At 62.1% G+C, this 23,779-nt stretch carries 25 protein-coding genes; 14 read left to right on the forward strand and 11 right to left on the reverse strand.

What is annotated here, in order from left to right:
- Positions 1-29 precede the first annotated feature (29 nt).
- From NAT23_RS06100 to NAT23_RS06115, 4 genes are all read left to right on the forward strand, one after another.
- Positions 30-1,325 carry a solute carrier family 23 protein gene (locus NAT23_RS06100; RefSeq protein ID WP_251926415.1) on the forward strand — a complete coding sequence of 432 codons (1,296 nt, stop codon included), beginning with the start codon at positions 30-32 and terminating at the stop codon, positions 1,323-1,325.
- Between the two features lie 66 nt (positions 1,326-1,391).
- Positions 1,392-2,090, forward strand: coding sequence for a gamma-glutamylcyclotransferase (locus NAT23_RS06105; protein WP_251926418.1), 699 nt, complete (start codon positions 1,392-1,394; stop codon positions 2,088-2,090).
- 155 nt (positions 2,091-2,245) lie between these two features.
- A complete protein-coding gene (locus tag NAT23_RS06110; protein WP_251926419.1) occupies positions 2,246-3,712 on the forward strand; it encodes an NAD-dependent succinate-semialdehyde dehydrogenase in 1,467 nt (488 codons plus the stop codon).
- A 196-nt stretch (positions 3,713-3,908) separates the two neighbouring features.
- Positions 3,909-4,850 (forward strand): alpha/beta hydrolase, encoded by a 942-nt coding sequence (locus NAT23_RS06115; protein ID WP_251926420.1) that lies wholly within the window; start codon positions 3,909-3,911, stop codon positions 4,848-4,850.
- A 15-nt stretch (positions 4,851-4,865) separates the two neighbouring features.
- On the opposite strand, the gene NAT23_RS06120 is transcribed toward NAT23_RS06115, so the two are convergent.
- Complete coding sequence (locus NAT23_RS06120) at positions 4,866-5,285, reverse strand: nuclear transport factor 2 family protein (protein WP_251926425.1); 420 nt, start codon at positions 5,283-5,285, stop codon at positions 4,866-4,868.
- 71 nt (positions 5,286-5,356) lie between these two features.
- Between NAT23_RS06120 and NAT23_RS06125 the strand changes: the two genes are divergently transcribed.
- Positions 5,357-7,618: a molybdopterin-dependent oxidoreductase gene (locus NAT23_RS06125; protein WP_251926427.1), complete on the forward strand. Its 2,262-nt coding sequence runs from the start codon at positions 5,357-5,359 to the stop codon at positions 7,616-7,618.
- 67 nt (positions 7,619-7,685) lie between these two features.
- Positions 7,686-9,149 carry an alanine/glycine:cation symporter family protein gene (locus NAT23_RS06130; RefSeq protein ID WP_251926429.1) on the forward strand — a complete coding sequence of 488 codons (1,464 nt, stop codon included), beginning with the start codon at positions 7,686-7,688 and terminating at the stop codon, positions 9,147-9,149.
- Positions 9,150-9,221: 72 nt separating this feature from the next.
- On the opposite strand, the gene NAT23_RS06135 is transcribed toward NAT23_RS06130, so the two are convergent.
- Both NAT23_RS06135 and NAT23_RS06140 read right to left on the reverse strand, forming a co-directional pair.
- On the reverse strand, positions 9,222-9,938 hold the full coding sequence (locus NAT23_RS06135) for a DUF2076 domain-containing protein (protein ID WP_251926430.1): 717 nt from the start codon (positions 9,936-9,938) through the stop codon (positions 9,222-9,224).
- 71 nt (positions 9,939-10,009) lie between these two features.
- A complete protein-coding gene (locus NAT23_RS06140; RefSeq protein WP_251926432.1) occupies positions 10,010-10,669 on the reverse strand; it encodes an HAD family hydrolase in 660 nt (219 codons plus the stop codon).
- Between the two features lie 292 nt (positions 10,670-10,961).
- Here NAT23_RS06140 and msrP point away from each other — a divergent pair, with 292 nt between their 5' ends.
- Positions 10,962-11,975, forward strand: coding sequence for a protein-methionine-sulfoxide reductase catalytic subunit MsrP (msrP, locus tag NAT23_RS06145; RefSeq protein ID WP_251926433.1), 1,014 nt, complete (start codon positions 10,962-10,964; stop codon positions 11,973-11,975).
- Positions 11,975-12,598, forward strand: a complete 624-nt coding sequence (gene msrQ, locus NAT23_RS06150; RefSeq protein ID WP_251926435.1) for a protein-methionine-sulfoxide reductase heme-binding subunit MsrQ — start codon at positions 11,975-11,977, stop codon at positions 12,596-12,598. Before msrP ends, msrQ begins: the two co-directional genes overlap by 1 nt.
- Before the next feature lie 6 nt (positions 12,599-12,604).
- Here the strand turns inward: msrQ and dinB are convergent, their stop codons facing one another.
- From dinB to NAT23_RS06185, 7 genes are all read right to left on the reverse strand, one after another.
- Positions 12,605-13,645, reverse strand: a complete 1,041-nt coding sequence (gene dinB, locus NAT23_RS06155; RefSeq protein ID WP_350028316.1) for a DNA polymerase IV — start codon at positions 13,643-13,645, stop codon at positions 12,605-12,607.
- Positions 13,646-13,648: 3 nt separating this feature from the next.
- Entirely contained in the window at positions 13,649-13,819 is a 171-nt protein-coding gene (locus NAT23_RS06160; RefSeq protein ID WP_251926436.1) for a DUF1289 domain-containing protein, read from the reverse strand.
- A 4-nt stretch (positions 13,820-13,823) separates the two neighbouring features.
- Entirely contained in the window at positions 13,824-14,936 is a 1,113-nt protein-coding gene (locus tag NAT23_RS06165) for a pyridoxal phosphate-dependent aminotransferase (RefSeq protein ID WP_251926438.1), read from the reverse strand.
- A gap of 60 nt (positions 14,937-14,996) precedes the next feature.
- Entirely contained in the window at positions 14,997-15,497 is a 501-nt protein-coding gene (locus NAT23_RS06170) for a hypothetical protein (protein ID WP_251926440.1), read from the reverse strand.
- On the reverse strand, positions 15,494-16,462 hold the full coding sequence (locus tag NAT23_RS06175) for an alpha/beta hydrolase (protein ID WP_251926442.1): 969 nt from the start codon (positions 16,460-16,462) through the stop codon (positions 15,494-15,496). The genes NAT23_RS06170 and NAT23_RS06175 overlap by 4 nt, the downstream gene beginning before the upstream one ends.
- A gap of 150 nt (positions 16,463-16,612) precedes the next feature.
- The gene (locus NAT23_RS06180; protein WP_251926452.1) at positions 16,613-17,116 is read right to left on the reverse strand and encodes a DUF421 domain-containing protein; all 504 of its coding nucleotides are present in this window, start codon (positions 17,114-17,116) and stop codon (positions 16,613-16,615) included.
- A gap of 169 nt (positions 17,117-17,285) precedes the next feature.
- On the reverse strand, positions 17,286-17,681 hold the full coding sequence (locus NAT23_RS06185) for a DUF423 domain-containing protein (protein WP_251926454.1): 396 nt from the start codon (positions 17,679-17,681) through the stop codon (positions 17,286-17,288).
- A gap of 110 nt (positions 17,682-17,791) precedes the next feature.
- Here NAT23_RS06185 and NAT23_RS06190 point away from each other — a divergent pair, with 110 nt between their 5' ends.
- From NAT23_RS06190 to NAT23_RS06210, 5 genes are all read left to right on the forward strand, one after another.
- Entirely contained in the window at positions 17,792-19,249 is a 1,458-nt protein-coding gene (locus tag NAT23_RS06190) for an alanine/glycine:cation symporter family protein (RefSeq protein WP_251926456.1), read from the forward strand.
- Positions 19,250-19,354: 105 nt separating this feature from the next.
- A complete protein-coding gene (gene thiS / locus NAT23_RS06195; RefSeq protein ID WP_251926457.1) occupies positions 19,355-19,555 on the forward strand; it encodes a sulfur carrier protein ThiS in 201 nt (66 codons plus the stop codon).
- Between the two features lie 48 nt (positions 19,556-19,603).
- A complete protein-coding gene (locus tag NAT23_RS06200; protein ID WP_286009963.1) occupies positions 19,604-20,404 on the forward strand; it encodes a thiazole synthase in 801 nt (266 codons plus the stop codon).
- 41 nt (positions 20,405-20,445) lie between these two features.
- Positions 20,446-21,168 (forward strand): tRNA (guanosine(46)-N7)-methyltransferase TrmB, encoded by a 723-nt coding sequence (gene trmB / locus NAT23_RS06205; protein ID WP_251926458.1) that lies wholly within the window; start codon positions 20,446-20,448, stop codon positions 21,166-21,168.
- 347 nt (positions 21,169-21,515) lie between these two features.
- Positions 21,516-22,808: an Nramp family divalent metal transporter gene (locus NAT23_RS06210; protein ID WP_251926460.1), complete on the forward strand. Its 1,293-nt coding sequence runs from the start codon at positions 21,516-21,518 to the stop codon at positions 22,806-22,808.
- A gap of 128 nt (positions 22,809-22,936) precedes the next feature.
- Here the strand turns inward: NAT23_RS06210 and NAT23_RS06215 are convergent, their stop codons facing one another.
- On the reverse strand, positions 22,937-23,260 hold the full coding sequence (locus NAT23_RS06215) for a hypothetical protein (RefSeq protein ID WP_251926463.1): 324 nt from the start codon (positions 23,258-23,260) through the stop codon (positions 22,937-22,939).
- Positions 23,261-23,377: 117 nt separating this feature from the next.
- Here NAT23_RS06215 and NAT23_RS06220 point away from each other — a divergent pair, with 117 nt between their 5' ends.
- Entirely contained in the window at positions 23,378-23,773 is a 396-nt protein-coding gene (locus NAT23_RS06220; RefSeq protein WP_251926465.1) for a hypothetical protein, read from the forward strand.
- The last annotated feature ends 6 nt before the right edge of the window (positions 23,774-23,779 follow it).

Consider the following 23,779-nt stretch of genomic DNA (forward strand, 5'->3'; position numbering starts at 1 on the left):
TTCCTGTTACCTTCATTCGGAGTTCTACCATGCCAGGGTCCTGGTTCCCTCACTGGACGAAAGTCGGCGCCTCGGAGACAACACTTGTCGCGCCGGATGAGCGTCTATCTGCCCCGCAAACACTGATCATGGGGCTTCAGCACACCGTAGCCATGTTCGGCTCGACGGTGCTTGCGCCGCTTCTGATGGGCTTTGACCCGAACCTGGCCGTGTTCATGTCCGGCATTGGAACGCTCTTGTTCTTCGTGCTGGTGGGTGGGCGTGTGCCGAGCTATCTCGGCTCGAGCTTTGCGTTTATCGGTGTGGTGATGGCCGCCACCGGCTATGGCGGTGAGGGGCTCAATCCGAACCTGGCGGTGGCGCTTGGAGGCATCGTTGCCTGTGGCGCGCTCTACGCTTTGATCGGGGCACTGGTGATGGCGACCGGCACCGGCTGGATCGAGCGGCTGATGCCGCCGGCGGTCACCGGGGCCGTGGTCATGATGATCGGGCTTAATCTGGCGCCCGTGGCGGTCAAGAGTGTGGCTGGTTCACCGTTTGAAAGCTGGATGGCGCTGGCCACGGTACTGTGCATCGGCGGGTCGGCGGTGCTCACCCGTGGCGTGTTGCAGCGTACTCTGATCCTGGTCGGGCTGGTGGCGGCGTATCTGGTCTATCTGGTCGCTGCCAACGGTGTCGGGCTGGGTAAACCGATTGATTTCAGTGCGGTGAGTGAGGCGCCCTGGTGGGGCATACCGCAGTTCACCGCGCCGGTGTTCGAGTGGCGGGCAATCGGGCTGATCGCCCCGGTCGCGGTCATTCTGGTGGCGGAAAACCTTGGGCACATCAAGGCCGTCGGTGCCATGACCGGGCGCAACCTGACGCCCTATACCGGCCGCGCCTTTGTCGGCGATGGCCTTGCGACCATGCTGTCCGGAAGCGTTGGCGGTACCGGTGTGACCACTTACGCCGAGAACATCGGTGTCATGGCCGTCACCCGGGTCTATTCGACGCTGATCTTCGTGGCGGCGGCGCTGATCGCGATCGTCATGGGCTTTTCGCCCAAGTTCGGCGCACTGATTCATACTATTCCAGGCCCGGTGATGGGCGGGGCATCGATCGTGGTGTTCGGGCTTATTGCGGTCGCGGGTGCGCGCATCTGGGTGCAGCATCAGGTCGATCTGAGCGACAACGCCAATCTGATCACGATTGCCGCGATTCTGGTGCTGGGGGCGGGCAACTTCTCACTGCATCTGGGCCAGTTCACCCTCGATGGCATCGGCACCGCCACCTTCGGCGGCATCGCGTTGCACGCGCTTTTGCGCCGTCAGCGACTGGACACCTGACCCGGCTCGGCTGTTCGGACCGTGCGTTTGGGACCACACTGAAAGAACGCACTGTCCGGAGGGCTCATGATCCGTTCTGAACGCAACGCCATTCCATCGCTTTCCATTACCCGGGACGTGCTCGAGCGTGACCAGCTCCGAGCACATTTCGCGCGCCACCACCCAGAGATCGAGACGTTGGACGATACCGCGCTCACCGCCTCGATTCGCACGCTGCTTGACCATAAGCCCGTCGATACCGACACCGACGGAGTATTCCTCTTTGCCTATGGCTCTTTGATCTGGAACCCGTGCGTTGCGGTCGGCGAGCGCCGGGCGGTGCGCCTTCATGGCTATCACCGAGCCTTTTGTCTGCGTTTTGAGCACGGCCGCGGGTCGCTTGAGGCGTCAGGGTTGATGCTTGGGCTGGTCGACGGTGGTCACTGCCAGGGCATGGCGCTTGAAATCCCGGGCGATCAACTCGAGCACGAGCTTTTACTGGTCTGGCGCCGGGAAATGCTGACCGGTGCCTATGTGCCACGCTGGGTGAGTCTTGAGAGCGAGGCTGGGCTGTTCTCGGCCATCGCCTTTATCGCCAACTCAGACGATGAAAGTTTCGTGGGCGAGCTCACCGATGAGGAAACCATCGAGATGCTGGCCCGTGGGGCGGGAACGCTTGGCACCTGCCGTGACTATCTGAGCAATACGGTCACCGACCTTCGTGCACTCGGCATCCACGATGCTCAGCTCGAGGTGTTCGCGCACGCCCTCGGTGTGACGCCGTGAGCGGGCCTCAGGGCCTGACCGGTACATCCGAAAAAATGCATAATATTTCTGCCCGTTTCGGAAAAAGTGTGTGGCAACGCGCCCGCGAACGGGAAAAGTCGCGTCCATGGATGCACTAGGGTGAGTGATACACGTCATTTATCCGGAGGTGTTGCATGGAATTGAATGATCCGCGCTTGTTTCGTGAACTGGCCTACATCGATGGGCAGTGGATGGCAGGCGATCAGGGCCGCGATCTGGCCGTGGACGATCCGGCCACTGGCGAAATCCTTGGGCATGTCGCACTGCTTGAGCGCGAGCAGATCAGCCACGCCGTGACCGCCGCCGAGCGTGCCTTTCCGGCGTGGCGGGCGCTCGGGGTCAATCGGCGCGCCGAAATCTTGAGCGCGTGGTGTCGTCTGCTGCATGAGCACAAACGCGACCTGGCCAACATCATGACGCTCGAGCAGGGCAAACCCCTGAGCGACGCCCGGGGAGAGGTCGAGTACGGCGCGAGTTTTCTGCACTGGTTCGCCGAAGAGGGCAAGCGCGCCTACGGCGCCACGATTCCAAGCCATCTCGAGGACGCGATGCTCGGCACGATCAAGGAGCCGGTCGGCATCTCGGCCATGTTCACTCCGTGGAACTTTCCGTTGGCCATGATCACGCGCAAGGCCGGCGCGGCGCTCGCAGCCGGCTGCCCGGTAGTGGTCAAGCCGGCCGGCGAGACGCCGTTTTCCGCACTGGCGCTTGCAGAACTTGCCGAGCGGGCTGGGGCGCCTAGAGGCGTATTCAATGTCGTGATGGGCGAGCCGGAAGTGGTCTCCGAGGTGCTCTGCACCGATGCGCGGGTACGCTCGGTGTCGTTCACCGGCTCGACCCGTGTCGGCAAGCTGCTGCTCGAGCAAAGCGCGTCGAGCGTCAAGCGCGTGGCGCTCGAGCTTGGTGGCAACGCGCCGTTCATTGTCGGCCCGGACATGGACCCTGACGAGGCCGCCGCCGCCGCACTCGCCGCCAAGTTTCAGACCGCAGGCCAGGACTGTTTGGCCGCCAATCGAATCTTCGTGCATTCAAGCATTTACGAGCGATTCATCGAGTGTTTTGCGGCCCGCATGAAGAAACTGAACGTGGGCAACGGTGTGATGGATGTCGACATCGGGCCATTGATTCATGCGCGTGCGGTCGATACCGCCAGGGCGCTGGTCGACGATGGCGTGGCCAAGGGAGCCCGGTTGATCGCGGGAGATCAGTCGATGGCGCCTGGCACCAATTTCTTCATGCCGACGCTTCTTGCCGACATCACGACCGACATGCGGGTCTTTCGCGAGGAAACGTTCTCGCCAGTGGCAGCGGTGTGCGCCTTCGATGACGACGATGAGGTGATTTCGCGTGCCAATGACACTGAATACGGACTTGCCGCCTACGTTTATACCCATGACATTCGCCGCATCTATAAATACCTGCGCGGACTCGAGTACGGCATGGTCAGCGTCAATACGCTCAAGATGACCGGCGCGCCGGTGCCGTTCGGTGGCGTCAAACAGTCGGGGCTCGGGCGTGAAGGTGGGCACCTGGGGCTCGATGAGTATCTGGACACCAAGTACTTCTGCATGGGGGGCGTGCCAAGTGTGTCTGGAAGTTGAGTGGCAAGGCGGGACGTGGGCGGGTAGGGCGCGTCGTGCCGGTCCCGCTTTTTTATGCGTATTTTCTTAATTTTAATTAGCATTGTTACGGCCGTGATACCAAACCCCTGTGGTGTTTTTTTCCTCTCGAACTAGGGTGTTATAAATAAACGCTAAATGGGCTTGATCAACGAGTCCGATAAACCGAGGGGAATGTATGGGGCTTGATTCGCAATCTCGTCATGTGCTCGAACAGGACGCTCGGCTGGCGCCGAAGCAGCCCAGTCTTCTGCCGGCCGATCTGCGGGCTCAAACGCGGGAACGATCCAAACGCTACGGCCTGGCGCCCGAAAAGGTGGGTCGGGTGGAAGAGTACGCGATTGCAGGCGAGGGTGGTGATATTGCGGTGCGCGCCTATCAGCCCTCCGAGACGCCGCCCGAGACCGGCTATCCCACGCTGATCTACTTTCACGGCGGTGGGTTTGTGGTGGGCGATCTTGATACGCATGACGGTCTTTGCCGTTTTTTGTGTCATCACGCGGAGGTTCAGGTAATTGCGGTGGATTATCGGTTGGCGCCGGAGGCAATCTTCCCCGCGGCGCACGATGACGCGCTGGCCGTGTTCGACGCCATCACGATGGCGCCGGTCGATCATCAGGTGGATCTGTCGCGATTGATCGTTGGGGGTGACAGCGCCGGTGGCAATATCGCCGTGACGCTCGCCCATCGAAGCATCGGCCGCGATGATGTGATGCTTGCCGGCCAACTGCTTCTGTACCCATGGTTGAAGCTCAGCCCAGCGCCGGATTCGCCCTCCAAGCGCCACTTCGGTGAGCGCAACGGTCTGGATCTCGCCTCGCTCAACCAGTTCGCCTTGATGTATGACCCGCGGCTCAACTGGGAGCACCCCAAGGCGTCGCCGTTTTTCCTGAACGATCTGTGGGGGCTGCCGCCATCGTTTGTGGCCTCCATCGAGCACGACCCGCTCTGCGATGAAGCCGAAGTGTTCGCCATGCGGCTCGCCCAGCAGGGCATTGGTGTTACCTGGCGGCGTTATCTTGGCACGATCCACAGCTGTGCGGTCATGGCCGGCGCCATCGATCAGGGGCGGTATATGCTCGAAGACGCCGTTCAATGGCTTCGGGGCGCGTGCCATTAAGCCCCCGCGAGCCGATTAGATCGGCTCGTCGGTCCAGTGGGGCGCCGCACTCTGGTGCTGGTGCCACCACTGCCGGTACGCCATGCATTCGCCTTCATCGTTGAACTGCGCCAGGAGCACGCCGTCCATATCGATGTGGGTCTCGTTGGGGTGCATGAGCAGGCTCGCCCGCCAGCGTGCGTAGCCAAGCGCGTGCAGATCATTGCGCTCGAAGGTGATCGCCTGGGCATTGAACCGGGCCGAGGACGCCCGGCTCCAGACGGTGTCCAGCCAGTAGCTCGTGACGTCTTCCCGCCCAATGAGCGGCGGGTCGAACGGCGTCAGATAGCAGTGAACATCCTCGCTGAACAGCGCCGCAAGCCCGGGCGAGTCCCCGTTGACCCAGTGGGTGGTGAAGGCGTCCAGCCAGGCCTGAAACTCAGTCATTGACGTCATCCGTGTCTTCCTCCTGTCCTGTAGTGTTGTAATGCGCCATGTCCTTGATCAAGCCTAGCACGCCCCTCGTCATGACCCACATGGGTACCCTTGCCGACGCCGACCGGGGGCCAGGCCCCTATTCGTCTGATCTCAATCCCAATCCGCTCCCCGAGGCGATGCTCGCGCTTCAGACGCATGGCGCTCGAGTGAGCTCGCCGATGGTGCGGGTCGGCTGGCGCGAAGGGGATCGCGGCGCTCGGCGCGGTGAGGACCGGTTCGAGCCGGTCAGCTGGGCGGCGGCGACGCGTCTGGTGCACGATGAGTTGACGCGCGTATCGACGACGCATGGCAACGAGGCCATCTACGCAGGCAGTTACGGCTGGGGCAGCGCCGGGCGGTTCCACCATGCCCAGAGCCAACTCAAGCGTCTGTTGAATCTGTATGGGGGCTTCACCGGCTCGAAACACACATACAGCTACGGAGCCGGCGCCGTCATCGTGCCGCACGTGCTGGGCCAGGAGTACGGGGGCACCAATGCCTGTGCCCCGGCGTGGGCGCACATCGAGCGTCACACCGACCTGATGGTGGCGTTCGGCGGTTTTCGAGCGGGCAACACCCGCTGCGACGCCGGCGGCGTACTGAGCCATGAGGCCAGAGGCGCCCTGGCGCGGGCCTGCCGGCGCGGCATGACCTTGATCGTGGTCTCGCCGGACGCTGCTGACGCGCCCGACTTTCCAAACGTTCACCATGTCCCGATTCGCCCGACCACCGATGCGGCGCTGTTGCTCGCACTGTGCACGTGGCTGATTGACCATGGCCGGGCTGATCGTGCGTTCGTGAATCGATTTTGTGTCGGTGGGGGCGTGCTCGCCCGTTACCTTGAAGGCCGCGATGACGGTGTCCCCAAGACCGCGGCGTGGGCCGAGGCCATTACCGGCGTGCCCAGAGCGCGGATCGAGTGGCTGGCCGAGCGGCTTGCCCGTGCCACGCGCCCGCTGGTTGCGCTGTCCTGGTCGCTTCAGCGCGCCCGCTTCGCCGAACAGCCCTATTGGGCCGCCATCGCGCTGGCCTCGCACCTGGGTGCGATCGGAACCCCCGGCGGTGGCGTGGCCTTCGGGCTGGGCTCGGTCAATTCGGTCGGTCTGGGCGGCCCGGCGATGGCCGCGCCAGGCGTACCGCAGGGCCATAACCCGGTCACGAAGGCGATACCGGTGGCCGCCCTTGGCGAGATGCTTGCCCGCCCCGGCGAGGCGCTTTTGTTCAACGGCGAGACGCACTCATTGCCCGAGATCAAGCTGGTCTACTGGGCGGGCGGCAATCCGTTTCACCATCATCAGGATCTGAACCGCCTTCATGGGCTCTGGCAGCGCCCGGAAACCGTGGTCGTGCATGAGCCGGTCTGGAGCGCGACGGCAAGGCGCGCCGATATCGTGCTGCCGGTCACGCTGCCTTCTGAGCGCGCCGACATCGCAGGCTCATCGTTTGATCGCCATCTGGTCTATTCGAGCGCGCTGCATGAACCCCGCGGGCAGGCGCGTACCGACCACGCCATCTGCACTGCCATCGCCGCGCACGGCGGCAAGGCAGCGGCCTTCACGGACGGCTTGACGGTCGAGGGCTGGCTCGAGCGGCTTTACGGCGGTTATCGGGCCCGCCACCCCGAGCTTCCCTCGTTCGAGACGTTCAAGGCACATGGCGCGGTGTCGCTGACAGCTGCCGAGCCCGAGCGTCTCACGGTACCGCTCAAGGCGTTCATCGACGCGCCCGAGCATGCGCCGCTGTCGACGCCGTCGGGCCGAATCGAGCTGTTCAGTCAGACGATCGAGGGCTTTGGCTGCATCGACTGCGGCCCGCACCCGCGCTGGCAGGCGCCGGAGGAGTGGCTTGGTGGCGCGCTCGCCCGCCGCTTTCCACTGCATCTGCTGTCACCGCAGCCGCATCATCGGCTGCACAGTCAGGGGGATCCGGTCGGCGAGAGCGCGGCGCACAAGATCGAGGGGCGTGAGGCCGTGACGTTGTCACGCCAGGACGCCGATGCGCGCGGCCTGCGCCCTGGCCAGACCGTGAAACTCTTCAATGACCGCGGCGCGTGCCTGGCCGGGCTCTCGGTATCAGACACGCTCATGCCCGGGGTGGCCGTGCTTCCGACCGGGGCGTGGCTTGAATACGCGTTGGGCCTTTTTGCACAGAACGGTTCGCCGCTCGAGTGCGCCGGCAACCCCAACGTTCTGACCGCGGATCGCCCGAGCTCGACGCTCTCCTGGGGCTGTGGCGCCAACAGTTGCCTGATTGAGGTGGTCGCGGCCACCTCCGGCGAGTGCGCTGCGCGCCCGGCCCGACATATCGACTAGGCTGAATGAGGTTCGACCCACCGCGCAGGCGGTATCACAACAATAAGACAATGTAAGGAGCAGGTTCATGGAGTGGCTCTTTGACCTCGAGCGGGGCTTCAACGCACTGGCCGACCCGATCAGCAATTTCATCTGGTCATTTATTCTGGTGTATCTGCTGCTGGGCGTGGGGGTGCTGTTCACGCTCATGACCCGCGGCATGCAGTTTCGGCTTTTAACCCACATGGCGCGCGTGACCTTTACCCGACAAGGCAGTGGTGAGGGTGTGAGCGCGTTTCAGGCGTTTTCCACCTCGCTTGCCGGTCGTGTTGGTACCGGCAATCTGGCCGGCGTGGCGCTGGCGCTTTGGGTCGGTGGGCCCGGGGCGATTTTCTGGATGTGGGTGACAGCACTCGTGGGGCTTGTCACGGCGTTCGTCGAGTCGACGCTCGGTCAGGTGTACAAGTCCCGTCACCAGGACGGCGCCTTTCGCGGCGGCCCGGCCTACTATATCGAACGCGGGCTGGGGCAGCGCTGGCTTGGGTGTGTGTTCGCGGTCTTTTTGATCATCGCCTTTGGCCTTGCGTTTTGCGGGGCGCAGTCCAACACCATTGCTCGGGCACTGGACAGCGCGTTTTCGATTCCCGACTGGGTGACCGGGCTTGTGCTGGTCGCCTTGACCGCACTGATCATTTACGGCGGCGTACGCTCGGTTGCGCGGGCGGCGGAGAAAATCGTGCCGTTGATGGCGGTGGCGTATCTGCTGGTGGCGCTTTATATCCTGGCCGTCAACATCACCGAGGTGCCCGCGATGCTTGCGTTGATCGTCAAGAGCGCCTTTGGCTTCGGGCCGGCGGTTGGCGGCGCGGCGGGGTTTGCGATCAAGACCGCGATGGAAAATGGCGTCAAGCGCGGTCTTTTCTCCAACGAGGCCGGCATGGGCTCGGCGCCGAACGCGGCCGCAACCGCCTCGGTCAAGCACCCGGCGGCGCAGGGGTTGGTGCAGTCGTTTGGCGTGGTGTGCGATACCCTGATCATCTGCACGTGTACGGCGGTGGTGATCTTGCTGTCCGGGGTGTATCAGACGTTGATGGCAGGCTCGCCTGGGGCCGATATTCAGGGCATTCAGCTGACTCAGGACGCCATGAGCGATCATTTGGGAAGCTTTGGCACCTGGTTTATCGCGGTCGCGATTTTCCTGTTCGCGTTTACCTCGATCCTTGCCGATTACGCCTATTCCTCGATCAACATCGAGTACCTGTTTCCAAACCACAAACGCCTGGCCGATCAGATCCTGCGGGTGGTGGTGCTTTCAATGGTGATGGTCGGCGCGGTGGCCTCACTCGACTTCATCTGGCATTTCGCCGATCTGGCGATGGGGCTGATGGCGACCATCAACCTGATTGCGATCGTACTGCTTGCGCCGACGGCGCTGAGAGTGCTTAACGATTACGAGCGCCAGCGCCGCGACGGGGTGCGTGAGCCCGTCTTTTCACCGACCGCGCTCAAGCGTCAGGGGGGAATCGACAAGGACGTGTGGCCAGAGTCGTGACGACGACGCCAGGATGAAAAACGCCGCCTCGATAGGTTCGAGGCGGCGTGATCGTTTTAGGGCCGGTTGCGTTTAAAGCTCGTCGAAGCCGTCGCCGAAATCATCGAAGCCGCCGCCCATATCGCCGTCGTCGAAGCCGGTATCCTGCAGGCCGCCATCCTGACCTGGGTCGTTCATGTCACTGGTGTCCATGTCCGCAGGCGCCATGCCGCCATCGCCTGCGCCGCTGTCGGCGGCGTCCGGAGTGTCATCGATGGATTCGACGATCTCCTCGGGATGGTCCTGATCGAACATGTCCATCATCAGGTTGCCAAGCATGACACCACCGGCGACCCCGGCGGCGGTTTGAAGCGCGCCGCTCAGAAACCCGCTGCCGCCGCCTCGGCCCATGTGCGACCCCATCCCACCGGGCTGAGTGCCCTGCGCGCCCCAGCCGGGGGCGGACGACGGGCCACTCTGGCGAGCGCCTCGGTTTGAGGCGGGCCGTTGGGCGGCTTGAGCGCTATTGTCGCTGCCGCCTCCGAACAGGCCGGCAAGAAAGCCGCCGCTGGCAGGCGCGCTCTGGCTCTGGTTCTTCTCGAGCTCGTCGACCCGTGCTTTCAGCCGCTTGAGGGTGGCCTCCTGCATGATGATGGTCTGGGCCATGTAGTAGGGCGCGGCTGGCTGGTTGGTGACGTGCTCGCGAATGCGGCTCTCTGCCGCTTGGTCGCGCTCGCCGCTTTGACGCTCGGCTTTTTCAAGACGTCCGAACATATCGTCGATCAATCGGTTGGCATCGTTTTCCATCATGGTCTTCCGTGCGTGGTGTACTCAAGGGTTTGACGTCTTCAAGACGAGTCCGTTCCCGGTGCTCAAGCCGATCAGTGGCGTTTGATCACGCGCTCGATCGCCGATGGCAGTTCGCGCATGTGCGTGATCGCTGCCGCGCCCTCGGGCGTGGTTTCGGTCTCGGGGAAGCGATTGATGTGGATGACCGGCATGCCGGCCATTAGCCCAGAGTCTACCCCGACCGCGGCGTCGTCGATCACGATGGCGCGCTCGGGTGGAAATCCCATCGCCCTGGCGGCGTGCTGGTAAAGGCGAGGGTCGGGCTTGTGGTGGCCGATCTCGTAGGCCGAATAAAGGTGTTCGCCGAAGAAGTCGCCAAGCCCGGAGGCCGCCATCGAGCGCTGGATCTTCTCGAGCGGCCCATTGGAGACCACCGCCATCGGGTAGGGCAGTTGTTTGATGGCCTCGAAAATGCCGTCGATGCGGGGCACGCCCTCGTCCATACGCGCGTAGAGTCGTTCACGCATGGCGGGCATGGCGGCGTCACGCCGTGGGTCGGAGAGCGTGCCGTGCTCGGCCTCAAGCGTTGCCAGAATGGTCGGGAAGGCGGTGCCCCGATAGCGCGTCATGTAGTCCTCGGGCACAAAGGGAAAGCCCAGCGCGTTGAAGGTCTCCGTCAAGACCTCCGCCAGCAGCGGTTCGCTGTCGACCAGGGTGCCGTCGCAGTCAAAAAGCAAGCAGTAATCAGCCATGGGCCTCTCGCTCGGAATCGGTATGTAAGGCGCTCAGTATGGCCGGGCCCGGGGGCAAGTGCCATGACACGTCGCACGCCTTCCAGGCGGCAGTGGGCGAGACGCGCGCGTTCGACCACACTGAAGGCCACAAGAGCACAGGCTTTATGAGTGCGGCAGGCTTTCATACGGCCGGGCACAATCATGGCCAACCCATGAAAAATGAAGGGTCCTGCGGGGAACCTTGTGGTTTTGTTTCTGTCTGTAACGAAAGGGCGCATCAATGCGTTCTGTTTTCAACTAGGAGTGCGCCATGCTGATTTATCGTCGCCGTCCTCACGATGTCTCGGAAGCGGACGTTACCCCGGAATCAATCTACCGAAGTCGTCGTGCGTTCATGGGGACGCTGAGCGGGCTTGGGCTTGCCGCCTCGTTTGCGCCGTCGGCGTGGGCCAAACCGCCCTACGAGGGCGTTGGCGAGGCCGATGCACCCAAGTGGTTCGCCGCCAAGAAAGCCGATGCCCGGTGGGACGCGGTGGTGCCCGCAGACCCCTCAAAAGACAAGACCACGCCGTTCGAGGACGCAACGCACTACAACAACTTCTTTGAGTTCGGCACCGACAAGGACGACCCGGCGGCCCGCGCCGGACAGCTCACGACAGCGCCCTGGAGTGTGACGGTCGATGGGCTCGTCAATGCCCCGGGGGCGATTGCGCTGGAAGATCTGATCGGCCCGAGTCAGCTCGAGGAGCGCATCTATCGGCTGCGCTGTGTCGAGGCCTGGTCGATGGTGATTCCCTGGCTCGGCATCCCGCTTGCGGACGTGATCAAACGCGCCGACCCGAAAAGCGAGGCCCGTTATGTGCGTTTCGAAACGCTGGTACGGCCCGAGGAAATGCCGGGTCAGCGCTCGCGCTTCGGTTTGATCGACTGGCCCTACATCGAAGGGCTGCGACTTGATGAGGCGATGCATCCGCTGGCGTTTCTGGCGGTGGGTAATTACGGTCGAGTGCTGCCAAATCAGAACGGCGCGCCGCTCAGATTGGTGGTGCCGTGGAAGTACGGCTTCAAGAGCATCAAATCGATCGTTCGGATCTCGCTGGTCAAGGACGCGCCGATGAACTCTTGGCAACAGATCGCGCCCAACGAGTATGGCTTTTACGCCAACGTCAATCCGGACGTGGATCACCCGCGCTGGAGCCAGGCCACCGAGCGGCGATTGCCGAACTCGTTGTTCAGTCCCAACCGCATCGACACTCGTCTGTTCAATGGCTACGACGAGGTGGCGAGCCTGTATGCGGGCATGGACCTTCGGAAGCACTTTTGATGCAGACTTCTCCCAGACTCATCCTCCTGTGGCGAGTGCTCGTGTTTTTCGCCGCGCTTTCACCACTGGGGTACTGGAGCGCGCAGGTGGCGCTCGGCCACGCAGGCCCGGAGCCCGGCCAATACCTCCTGTTGAAGTTAGGCCTCTGTGCGCTGGTGGTGCTGCTCTTGACGCTTGCATTGACGCCCTTGACTCGGCTGACCGGCTGGCGCGGCTTTACCGCTATCCGGCGCCAGCTCGGGCTCTGGTGTTTCGCGTATGCGCTGCTGCATCTGACAAGCTATGTGCTGTTTATTCTGGGCCTCGATGTCTCACTGCTTTGGGACGACATTCAGCGCAGGCCCTACATCATCGTTGGGGCCTTGGCGCTTTTAGGGCTTCTGGTGATGGCTGTGACCTCCAACCGCGCCTCGATGCGCCGGCTTGGCAAGCGCTGGAAGCGAGTGCATTCGCTGGTTTATGGGATGCTCTTGCTGGTGCTTCTGCATTTTTTCTGGGTGGTGCGCGCCGACATGGCCGAGTGGGCCGGCTATGCACTTGCCGGGGCTGCGCTGCTGCTTTTGCGGCTTGACGCGCTTTCGCGGCGACTGCCTGCGCTTGGCCGACGGTTGCGGCTTCGTTAGCCGGGTCTAGAACAGTCCGAGCTGCATCAGTTCCTGCGGCGGCACCAGCCTGACGCCGACGCCCAGCAACCGCACCGGACGGGCCTTTCGCTGCCAGGCCTCGCCGAGCAGGGCCTCGAAGGTGGCGAGATCCGGCGCGTGGCCGCCGGTTTCAAGCGTGGTGATGCTGAAGTCGTTGAAGCGCACCTTCACGAACACCTTGTTGGTGGCCGGCCGGTCGTGTCGGTCAAGGCGTTCGTCGAGCTTGTCGACCAGAGCCGGGAGCGCGCGGCGGCAGGCATCAATATCCGGCAGGTCGTGATCGAAGGTGGTTTCGACACTGACCGACTTGCGCTCGCGCTCGGTCTTGACCTCTCGGCGGTCGATGCCGCGGGCTAGCTCGTAAAGCCGGTGGCCGAACTTGCCGAATTGCTCGATGAGCGTTGGAAGCGCCAGTGCCTTGAGTTCCTGACAGGTGGTGATGCTTAGCCGCTCAAGCTTGGTCTGTGTGGCAGGGCCCACCCCATGGAGCTTACTGACCGGCAGCCGTTCGATGAACGCCTCGGCCTCCTCGGGAGGAATGACGAACAGGCCGTCCGGCTTTTCCCAATCGCTTGCGATCTTTGCCAGAAACTTGTTGGGCGCCGCTCCCACCGACACGGTGATGCCGGTGCGCGCGTTCGCCTCGCGCTTGAGCCACTGGGCCATCCAGGTTGCGCTGCCCTGAAAGCGGGGCGTGTCGGTGACGTCCAGGTACGCTTCATCGAGCGACAGTGGTTCGACCTTGTCGGTCAGCTCGAAAAAAAGCGCCTGAATCTGTTGGGAGACCTGGCGGTACTTGTCGAAATCGGGCTTTACGATCACAAGTTCCGGGCAGCGCTTGACCGCCTGTGCCATCGGCATTGCCGAATGAATCCCAAAGGTGCGCGCCGGGTAGTTGCAGGTGGCCACCACGCCTCGGTGCTCGGGCCGCCCGCCCACGGCGAGCGGCCGCTCGAGCAGGTCGGGGTTGTCCCGCATTTCAACGGCGGCGTAAAAGCAGTCGCAATCGGCGTGCAAGATCTTCACGGGCTAGTGCTCTGGACGCTCGGCCTTGCGGCGGCGTATACGCGCAAGTGCGCAAGCCTTGTCCGCGTCGCTGAGCGAGCCCCAGGCGACGATCTCGTCGATGTGGCGATAGCAGCCCGTGCAGAGCTGCTCGTCGTTGAGTCGGCAGTGATTGCGACAGGGCGACTCGATCATGCGCTCAGCCTTTGGTCGCGTCGCGCTTGGCGAGTATATCGAGCAGCGGGTCGAGCCGGCCCGGCATCAGGGCGTCCTCGACGGCGCTGATGCGTAAAAGATGCCCGAGCGCTGGATGAGGGGGCCGATGAACGATGACGCCGGCCTCCAGTAGCGCGTGCTGCCCGTCAGTGGCGGTCTCGGCATCGTCGGTCACGATCGTCACGAAGTTGGTAACGCTTGGCAGCACCGACACGCCGTGCGCTCGAAGATTCGCGCTCAGGCGCTCACGGCGAGCGATCACGTCCTGAATGTGGGTCTGCACTTCCTCGTCGTGATCGAGAAGCGTCGTGGCCGCGTCGAGGGCAAGCGAGGAGACGGCGTAATGAATGCGCACCGCATTGAGCGCGCGCACGGTCTCGGGCTCGGCAAGGGCGTAGCCGATGCGAAGTCCGGCCAGGCCGTGCGCCTTGGAGAAGGTGCGAAGGCGAATCACGCCTGGCAGGGGCCGACTTTCGATCCGCTCGGCACAGAAATCGAAGTAGGCCTCATCGAGCAGCAACCAGCACTGCTCGGGTAGCCGCCGGGCCAGTTCTTCAATGCGCTCGACCTCGATCAGTGCGCCGGTCGGGTTGTCGGGGTTGGCCAGATAGACCAGCCGCGCGTTTGAGGCATTCGCGCGCGCACACAAGGCGTCGATGTCCGGCATCAGTGCGCCGCCCTCGAGGCCATAGGGCACCTCCTCGAGCGCGCAGCCGTGGCCTCTGGCGAAATAGGCAAACGTCGGGTAGGTGCCAGCGCTTGTTACCACGGTATCGCCCGGGGCACAGCAGGCGCGAAGCGTAAGCGCCATCAGGCTGTCGGCGCCGGCATCGACCATGAGCGTCTCGAGGGCTACATCAAGGCGACCGGCCAGACGCGTTCGTACCTCGAACGCCTCGGCGTCGCCGTAGGCCCGAGCCAGGTGCGCGGCGCGCTCGCCGAGCACGGCCGCGAGCGCGTTATGGGGCATGTCGAGGCCTTCGTTGGAGCCAAGCTGGTGGGGCAGTGTACGCCCAAGCCGGCGCTCGAGTGCCTTCAGGCCGGGAAACGGGTTTTTGGGGTGCTCATCATCGAGCTGGGGCGCGAATCGGGACACGGTGCCTCCTGAGCGTGGAACGTGGGAAATGCGCGCGGTACCGCTGTCACCGTTTTGGGCTCAGTAGCGGCGGGTGGTATTCAGCGCCTGCTCGTCGAACGCGCCGCTTGAACGGGTCTGCCAGACCGGGTCGTCCTGACCGCTGCGGTAGAGCTGCATGGTGAGGGTGTAAGGGTAAAGCGTCCGGTCGGAAAGCGACAGGGGGGCGCGGGCTTCAAGCGAGGTTTCAAGCAGCCACTGATTGGCCTGGGTCGGCCTGGGGGCGGGGCCTGGCCAGGCGATGACCTGAAGCGTCTCGCTCTTGGCCAAAAGCGCCCGCGCCAGCGCGTCTGTGAAGTGGCCCACAGGCGTCGGGAAATGTTGATCGATGGTGGTCGGTGGCACCACCAGTACCGGCTGTGCGGCGCCTTTTTGCCAAAGGGGCGTCCTTTCGAGCGTGAGCGCGGCCTGGCGGCCGAGGCCGTTCAGCGGGTCGCGTTCACGAAACGTCGGTGAAGACGAGAACAGCGAACAGCCGCTGACAGTGAGCACAAGTACAAGGGCCAGCCATCTCAGCCTCATGAGGCGGCTTCCTGCGCTGTGGGCGGTGCATCGATGAACCGCACCAGCCGGTCGAACAACGGCGTTCGGATGTCCGGCAGTTCATTGACCAGATGGTGGCGGGCGCGGTCGTGACAGACGGTCTGGGCGTTGGGGAATTTTCGCTCGAGCATCGGCAGGTTGTACTGCCAGTCCACGGTCAGGTCCTGTGTGCCTTGGAGAATCAGGGTCGGCATGGGCGAGGGCGGCAGCGCCTTCAGATCCGCCATCCAAAGGCGCATCGCACTGACCCAGGAAACTGACAGGAATGCCGGCTGCAGCGGGTCGTCATGGTGGAGAAAACGGGCAAAGTGCTGGTCGTTGCTATTGGCGCGAAACTTGCGCTTCAGGGTGCGGACAAACGGTTTTAGTGCCGAGTGCAGCCAGCGGGACTGATTCCAGCCAAGGGGTCTAACCAGCGGCGCCAGCAAACACAGGGATTGCCAGGGCGTCTCCGGGTCGCTCAGTGCGTCGGTTGCAAGAATCGCGCTGCCGGTGCTTTGGCCGATGCCGCTCCAGGGTTTGGGGGCAAGGTCGCGCTCATTGAGTGTGCTTCGAATCACGCGAAGGCAGCCGACATAGTCGTCGAAGGCATCGATCGAGGCCCGGGCGCCGTTTGACAGGCCGTGGCCGGGCAAATCCCACAGCACCACTTGCCACTGTGCGCGCAAAAGCGTTTCCAGCAGATGCCCATAAAGGCCCAGATGGTCGAAGTAGCCATGCACGACAAACACGGTGCCTCGAGGCGCGGGTGGGCACCAGACCTGGCTCCAGAGTGTCCAGCTCCCCGCCTCGATCATGCCGCTGTAGACGGTATCGACCAGGGGCAGGCAGCGACTCAAGTCGTAATAGGCCATGTACTCGCCCAGAAGCCCGCTCGTGTCCTTGACCGGCGCGGGCGGGCCTGATTGTGAAAGCAGGCTGAAGTCGGGCAGTGAGTGCGTCATGGGGACCTGGGGCTGCGTCTTGATCGAATGTCCATGCCCTTAGTGTAACGCCTTTGATGGGTTTTTGGACACTGTTCGATTTGTTCGGCCGCAGGTGAAGTACCCATGAATCGGCTCGGTTTATCCAGATACTGACCTTAGACCTCACCTTCAGAGCGAGCGGGCGTCTCGTGTCACACCATCGAGTGCGGAATTGCTGGTGCCGCGCTCGAGAATCACGCTGAAGCTGCCATCGGTTTCAAGCACGACGGCGTAGACCTGATCGACGTCAGCGACGCCCTTGGCGCGGATCGCGGCGCGCACCTCGGCTTCGGCTACCCGCTCGCGCTGCAGGGCGCCCTCGAGATAGCGGCCTTCATGCAGTAAAAGCGTCGGGGTGGATTTGATCAGATTCTTGAACCACGTCGAGCGCACCGAGGTGAAGGTCATGGTGAACTGAAGCCCGATGATCACCAAAAACGCGGTGATGCCCTGAACCAGCGAGACGTCGGAAGACGTCAGCGCGGTGGCAAGCGTCGACCCAAGCGCAATGGTTGCGACGAAATCGAAGGCGTTCCACTTCGAAAGCGTCCGTTTACCGGACAGTCGCAACAGGACAACCAGTGCGAGATAGCTCATGACGCCGACGATGAGCGTGTGCAGGATCGGGGGCATTGATAGACATCCAGAGTGAGTGAAACCGGTAAGGCTTGAAGCAGTGAAGGCTTTAAGCGCAGAAGGCTTAAAGCGTAGGTGGTGTGCTCATCGCTGTCAGGGTCATCGCTTTCAGGGGTGCCTCTGATAGAGGTCTCCCTGACAGGGGCACTTCAAGGCGCGCGTCGGCTTATTGATCGGCCTGCGGCGATGTACTGGTCTTCAACGTGGCGACCGCCATGATCAGCCAGCCAAGCAGTAAAAGTGCGCCGCCGATGGGGGTCACCGGTCCGATGAATGACGGCGCGCCAAGGGCAAGGGCGTAGAGCGAGCCTGAAAAGAGCACGATGCCCGAGAACCAGCAGCGAATGGCAAGGCGCCGGGCCTTTGGAGTGCGACTTTGGCAGAACAGAAGCAGCGCTATCGCAAGCGTATGCCACATCTGATAGCGCACGGCGGTTTCCCACGCCTGCAGCATCGTTTCGCTGAGTCGACCGTCGAGGCCGTGCGCCCCGAACGCCCCGGCGGCAACCGCCATGAAACCACTAAAGTAGACGGCGCACCGTTCGAATTTTTCCCGCATCATGTACACTCCCTCACCGCACAATTCAGTAACGCCCAACAAGATAGATAAAACCCGTTGTTCACTCGGTTTAACGAGTGAATTGAGCAGGTAAACACTGGAGCCCCTCACTAATGGAATTCCTACAACAGATCGAGGCCGCGATCCATGTGGTCATGGACCCGATCAGCAATTTTATCTGGAGCTATATTCTGATCTACCTCCTGCTCGGCGCAGGACTGTTGTTTACGGTATTCACTCGGTTCATGCAATTCAGACTGCTTGGGCACATGGGGCGTATCACGTTTTCAAGCCGCAGCAGTGGTGAAGGTATCAGCGCCTTTCAGGCTTTCGCCACCTCGCTTGCCTCTCGCGTGGGTACCGGCAACCTGGCCGGTGTTGCGATTGCGCTGTGGGTCGGTGGTCCGGGCGCGATCTTCTGGATGTGGATGACCGCGCTTGTCGGTCTTGCCACGGCGTTTATCGAGTCCACACTCGCTCAGGTCTACAAGGAACCTCATGAAGATGGGTCGTTCCGCGGTGGCCCGGCCTATTATATGGAGCGCGGACTCGGCAAACGCTGGATGAGTGTCATCTTTGCGGTCTTTCTGTTGATTGCCTACGGTCTTGCCTTCAACGGCGCACAGGCCAACACCATTGCCCAGAGCATGGAGCAGGCCTTCAGCATTCCGACCTGGGCCACAGGCGTTGTGCTGATGGTACTGACCGCCATGATCATCTTCGGTGGGGTTAAATCGGTTGCCCGTACTGCCGAGAAGATCGTGCCGGTCATGGCGATCATCTACCTGCTGATCGCGCTGTTGATTCTTGCCATGAACATCAGTGAAGTGCCTGCGATGCTCGCGCTGATCGTCAAGAGTGCGTTTGGCTACGGCCCGGCAGTTGGCGGTGCGGTGGGCTACACCATCAAGATCGCGATGGAAAACGGCATCAAGCGTGGCCTGTTCTCCAACGAGGCCGGCATGGGCTCGGCCCCGAACGTTGCCGCCACGGCCACGGTCAAGCATCCGGCGGCGCAGGGTCTGGTTCAGTCGTTCGGCGTGTTCGTCGATACGCTGGTGATCTGCAGCTGCACGGCGGTCGTGATCCTGCTGTCCGGCGTCTATGGCGATTTGATGAGCGCCGGTGGCGGTCAGGACATCGAGGGCATCACGTTGACCCAGCAGGCGATGAATGATCACCTGGGCGCCTTCGGCACCTACTTCATTGCCATCGCGATTCTTCTGTTTGCGTTTACCTCGATCATCGGCAACTACGCCTACGGTGAAATCAACATCGGGTATCTGTTCAAGCGTAAGCCGAAGGCTGCAATCATGGCGCTTCGTATTGCCGTGCTTGGCATGGTCATGGCAGGTTCGGTCGCAAATCTCGATTTTGTCTGGAGCTTCGCCGACTTCGCGATGGGCCTGATGGCAACCACCAACCTGATTGCCATCATTTTGCTGGCGCCGGTGGCGTTTGCGGTGCTCAAGGATTACGAGCGTCAGCGCAAGGCCGGTACGGTCGAGCCGGTGTTCGACCCGAACACGCTCGAGCAGCTGGCGGGTCACTACAAGAAAGACATCTGGTAAGCGCGTTTTGCCACGATGTCGACAAGGGCGAGCACTGTGCTCGCCCTTGTTGTTTTCGTATACTTGAGCGCCCAATATCCGGGCCGGGACCTAACGGAGAGTGATATGCACGTGCTGCTCAATGGCGAGTCGCGCCAGTTCGATGACATCAAGACGGTCGCCGAGCTGGTCGAGCGGCTTGGTCTTGCCGGCAAGCGGATCGCGGTCGAACACAATGAAATGATCGTGCCACGCTCGCGTCACGCCGAAACCGAACTCAGTGACAACGATCGTATCGAGATCGTGCACGCGATCGGCGGGGGGTGATGGCCGCACCTTCCGCGCTTTAGCTTCTATTCTCTGATGGAGACAGCAATGACAGATATGCAACGGATGGACGTTCCGCTTACCGTGGCCGGACGTACGTTCTCTTCCCGCCTGCTGGTCGGCACCGGCAAGTACCGCGATTTCGACGAGGCTCGAGCGGCCATCGAGGAAAGTGGCGCCGACGTCGTCACGGTCGCCGTGCGTCGCTCCAATCTGGGGCAGGACCCGGACGCGCCGAACCTGCTCGATGTCATTTCGCCGACACGCTACACGATCCTGCCCAACACCGCCGGCTGCTTCAACGCGCGAGACGCGGTGCGTACCTGTCAGCTCGCCCGGGAGCTGCTCGATGGTCATAACCTGGTCAAGCTCGAGGTGCTCGGCGATCAGAAAACGCTGTATCCCAACGTGATGGAAACCCTGAGCGCGGCGCGCACGCTGATCGACGACGGCTTCGACGTCATGGTTTATACCAGCGACGACCCGATCGTTGCCCAGGAGCTTGAATCGATGGGCGCCAGCGCCATCATGCCGCTTGGGTCGTTGATCGGCTCCGGTCAGGGGCTTTTGAACCCCGACACGCTCGCGCTCATTCTCGAGCACGCTCGCGTGCCGGTACTGGTCGATGCAGGCATCGGCACTGCCTCCGACGCCGCGCTTGCTATGGAACTCGGGTGCGATGGCGTGCTTTTGAATTCCGCGATCGCCCACGCCAAACAGCCGGTACTGATGGCGCGTGCTATGAAGCGTGCGGTCGAGGCCGGCCGTGACGCCTATCTGGCCGAGCGGATGCCGCGGCGTCAGGAAGCCCGTGCATCATCGCCCACACGCGGCCTGATTACTGAATAAGCCGCTCGTCCAATACTCTTTTAACGTGCAATGAGCCAGACATGATCGATTCTACGGATTCCACCCCTTCGTCTTCCGAGCAGGGCGACGCCCCCCGTCGGGAAATCAAGAGCTATGTGCTTCGGGGCGGGCGCATGACCGCCGCCCAGGCTCGCGGATTCGAGGAGGTCTTTCCAAGACTTGGGCTGACGCTCGAGCACGGCCGGCTTGATCTAAACGCCGTGTTCGGCCGCGAAGCGCCGCGTGTGGTCGAGATCGGCTTTGGTATGGGCGGATCGCTTTTGGAGCAGGCCATGGCCAACCCGAATACGGATTTCATTGGCATCGAAGTGCATCAGGCCGGTGTGGGCAAGCTGCTTGATGAAGCCGACAAGGCTGGGCTTTCCAACCTGCGGGTCTACCGAGAAGATGCGCTTAAAGTGCTTGATGACGCTCTGCCGGAAAACAGCATCGATACGCTTCAATTGTTCTTTCCAGACCCCTGGCCCAAGAAGAAACACCACAAGCGCCGCATTGTGCAGCCGGCGTTTCTTGAAAAGGTCGCGCGGGTGCTGAAATCTGGCGGCACCTTCCACATGGCGACCGACTGGGCACCCTATGCCGAGCACATGGCCGAGGTCATGAGTGAGGCGCCGGGCTTTGAAAATACCGCTGCACCCGGCGAGAGCTTCGTGCCGCGCCCGGAGTTTCGCCCGTTGACCAAGTTCGAGCAGCGCGGTGAACGGCTCGGGCATGGGGTGTTCGACCTGATCTTTCGGGTGTAGCAGCCCCGCAGAGCGCGCGTTCGCGGCCGGGTATCTTTGAAGCCCAACGTGCAGGCATAAAAAAGCCGCCAGGGAAGGCGGCTAAAATGGTTGTGCAAAGAATGCGATGAGCGTGCATTACTCATCGAATTCAGAATAACACGGTGTCTAGCTATAACTTGTAGCATTACGTGTCGTTGTGTTATCGCCTGTCTCAATAAGCGCCTTGATTTTCCATCTCTTTCTCGGCAATCAAGCCGCATCAGCACTCAGGCTTTTTCATTCTGAGCGGACGATGTTAGACTTATTTTTTAACCACGGTTTAAACTATATACTCAGGTATAGATAGACAGAGGCACTCAGAAGTCATGCGTTCGGAGACATCCCAGCCGGATCGTCTGCCCGGAGAGGGCGCAGCGATCAGCGCAGCGCAGGCCGCACTTGATGGTAACCAGCGTGGTCTCAAGCGATTGCTGCCGTTTTTGGGGCCGGCGTTCATCGCCTCGGTGGCCTACATCGATCCAGGCAATTTCGCGACCAACATTCAGGCCGGGTCCTCTTATGGCTATATGCTGTTGTGGGTGGTTTTGGTCTCGAACCTGATGGCGATTCTTATTCAATCGATGTCTGCCAAGCTCGGCATCGCCACCGGCAAAAATGTGCCGGAAGTTTGCCGGGAGCGCTTTCCACGCCTGGTCACGTTCGCGCTTTGGGTACAGGCCGAAATCATCGCCATCGCAACCGATCTGGCCGAGTTCATCGGCGGTGCGCTGGGGCTTCATCTGCTGTTCGGTATTCCGTTGTTTCCGGCCGCGGTCATTACCGGCCTCTTTTCGTTTGGGTTACTTGAACTTCAGCGCCGCGGGTTCAGGCCGCTCGAGGCGGGCATCACGGCGCTGGTCGGCGTGGTGGTGGTGGCGTTTTCCTACGAGGTGGTCGTCGCCCGACCGGACGGCGCAGCGCTTCTGGCAGGCCTTACGATCCCGCGTTTCGAGGACGGCAACAGCGTCATGCTGGCTGCCGGTATTCTTGGCGCCACGGTCATGCCGCATGTGATCTACCTGCATTCGGCACTGACTCAGCGCCGCGTGGTCGGTCGCACCGAGTCCGAGCGTCGGCGCATCTTTCGTTTCGAGTTCGTGGATATCTTGATCGCGATGGGCATTGCCGGCTTCATCAACGGCGCGATGCTTGTGATGGCAGCGGGGCTCTTTTTCGGATCCGACATCACGGTCAGCACCCTTGAGGGCGCGTTCGAACAGCTTGACGTACAGGTCGGAAGTCTTGCCGCCATTCTGTTTGGCGTCGGGTTGCTGGCGAGCGGCTTTTCGAGCTCATCCGTTGGCACCATGAGCGGTCAGGTGGTCATGCAGGGCTTTCTCAAGCGTCAGATCCCGCTGTATCTTCGCCGGTTGATCACGATGGTGCCGGCGCTTGCGATTCTGGGGGCCGGGGTCGATCCGACCACCGCGCTGGTCATGAGTCAGGTGGTGCTGTCGTTCGGGATTCCGTTCGCCCTGATTCCGCTTTTGATGTTCTGCTCGAACAAGGCCGTGATGGGCTCACTGGTCAATCACCGGGTGACCACGGTGCTCGCCTGGGCGATCGCGGCACTCATCATTGCGTTGAACGCGTTTTTACTGCAGCAGACGCTTTTTTGAAAAAAAGAGGGCTTGGCCTCAAGTTCCAGGCGGTAGCGCCGTTAAGCCCAGTGTCATGTTTTATGTGCGTTACCCGCGGCCTCTGGCCGCGGGTTTTTTTATGCCGGAACGAATCTCAGGAACGCGCCTCAGCGCGCCTCGTTCTGACGGTCTCTGAGCGTGTCGCGTGAGCGCTCGAGCTGAATGCGATCGCGTTGTCGATTATCGCGGTCGATCACATCGTGAGGCATGGGGTCTCGCGCGCTTCGGCGCTGGTCGCGTTGAAGCTCCCGCGCCTGACGGTCGACCGTGCGGCGTTGCTCCTGAAGCTCACGCCGCGCCTGCGCCTTGTTGGTGTCGAATCGGTCGGCGCCGTTATCGCTCTGGTCATAGGCGGGGCTTGAGAGGCTCAGCAGTAAGCCTGCAAGACCTGCCATCACGAGCGCACCCGTTTTGACGTATCGAAAGATCATGGTGAACCTCCGTAATGTGTAGCGACACCATGGCGCGATCAAGACGCGGCGTCCAGTTTGGTGTCAGGTGTTCTACACTGGGCCCTGAACGTTCGCATTCTGGAAAAGGAGACTTCCATGGCAGACAACGACGGCATTCGCCCGACTCGAGATGACGACGCCTATACCGCGCCCGTCACCGCCTCCGACAATGAAACCGAGCGCTTCGAGGATGAGATCAGCCTCGAGCAAAGCGGCACCGCCGACACCCAGGACGCCGAACAGCTTCCCCAGGAGTTCGAAGACGAGGCCGAGATCGCCGAGCAGGGCAACCGCGACCGCGATGAAGAGCGCCTGCTCGAGAAGGAGCGCCAGCTCGAAAATGAGCTCGAGGTGACCGACGCCGACGAAGAAGGTCTGGAAGGCCACATCAAAGAGCTGGATTTCAGCGACGATGAGGATCTAAGCGGCGTCGAACAGGTGGCCGAAGACACCGACACCCCGGACGATCTCGAGGATCAGCTGCCCCGATGACGCCAT

The sequence above is a fragment of the Larsenimonas salina genome (genome assembly GCF_023736155.1).
In the GTDB taxonomy this organism is placed as follows: domain Bacteria; phylum Pseudomonadota; class Gammaproteobacteria; order Pseudomonadales; family Halomonadaceae; genus Larsenimonas; species Larsenimonas salina.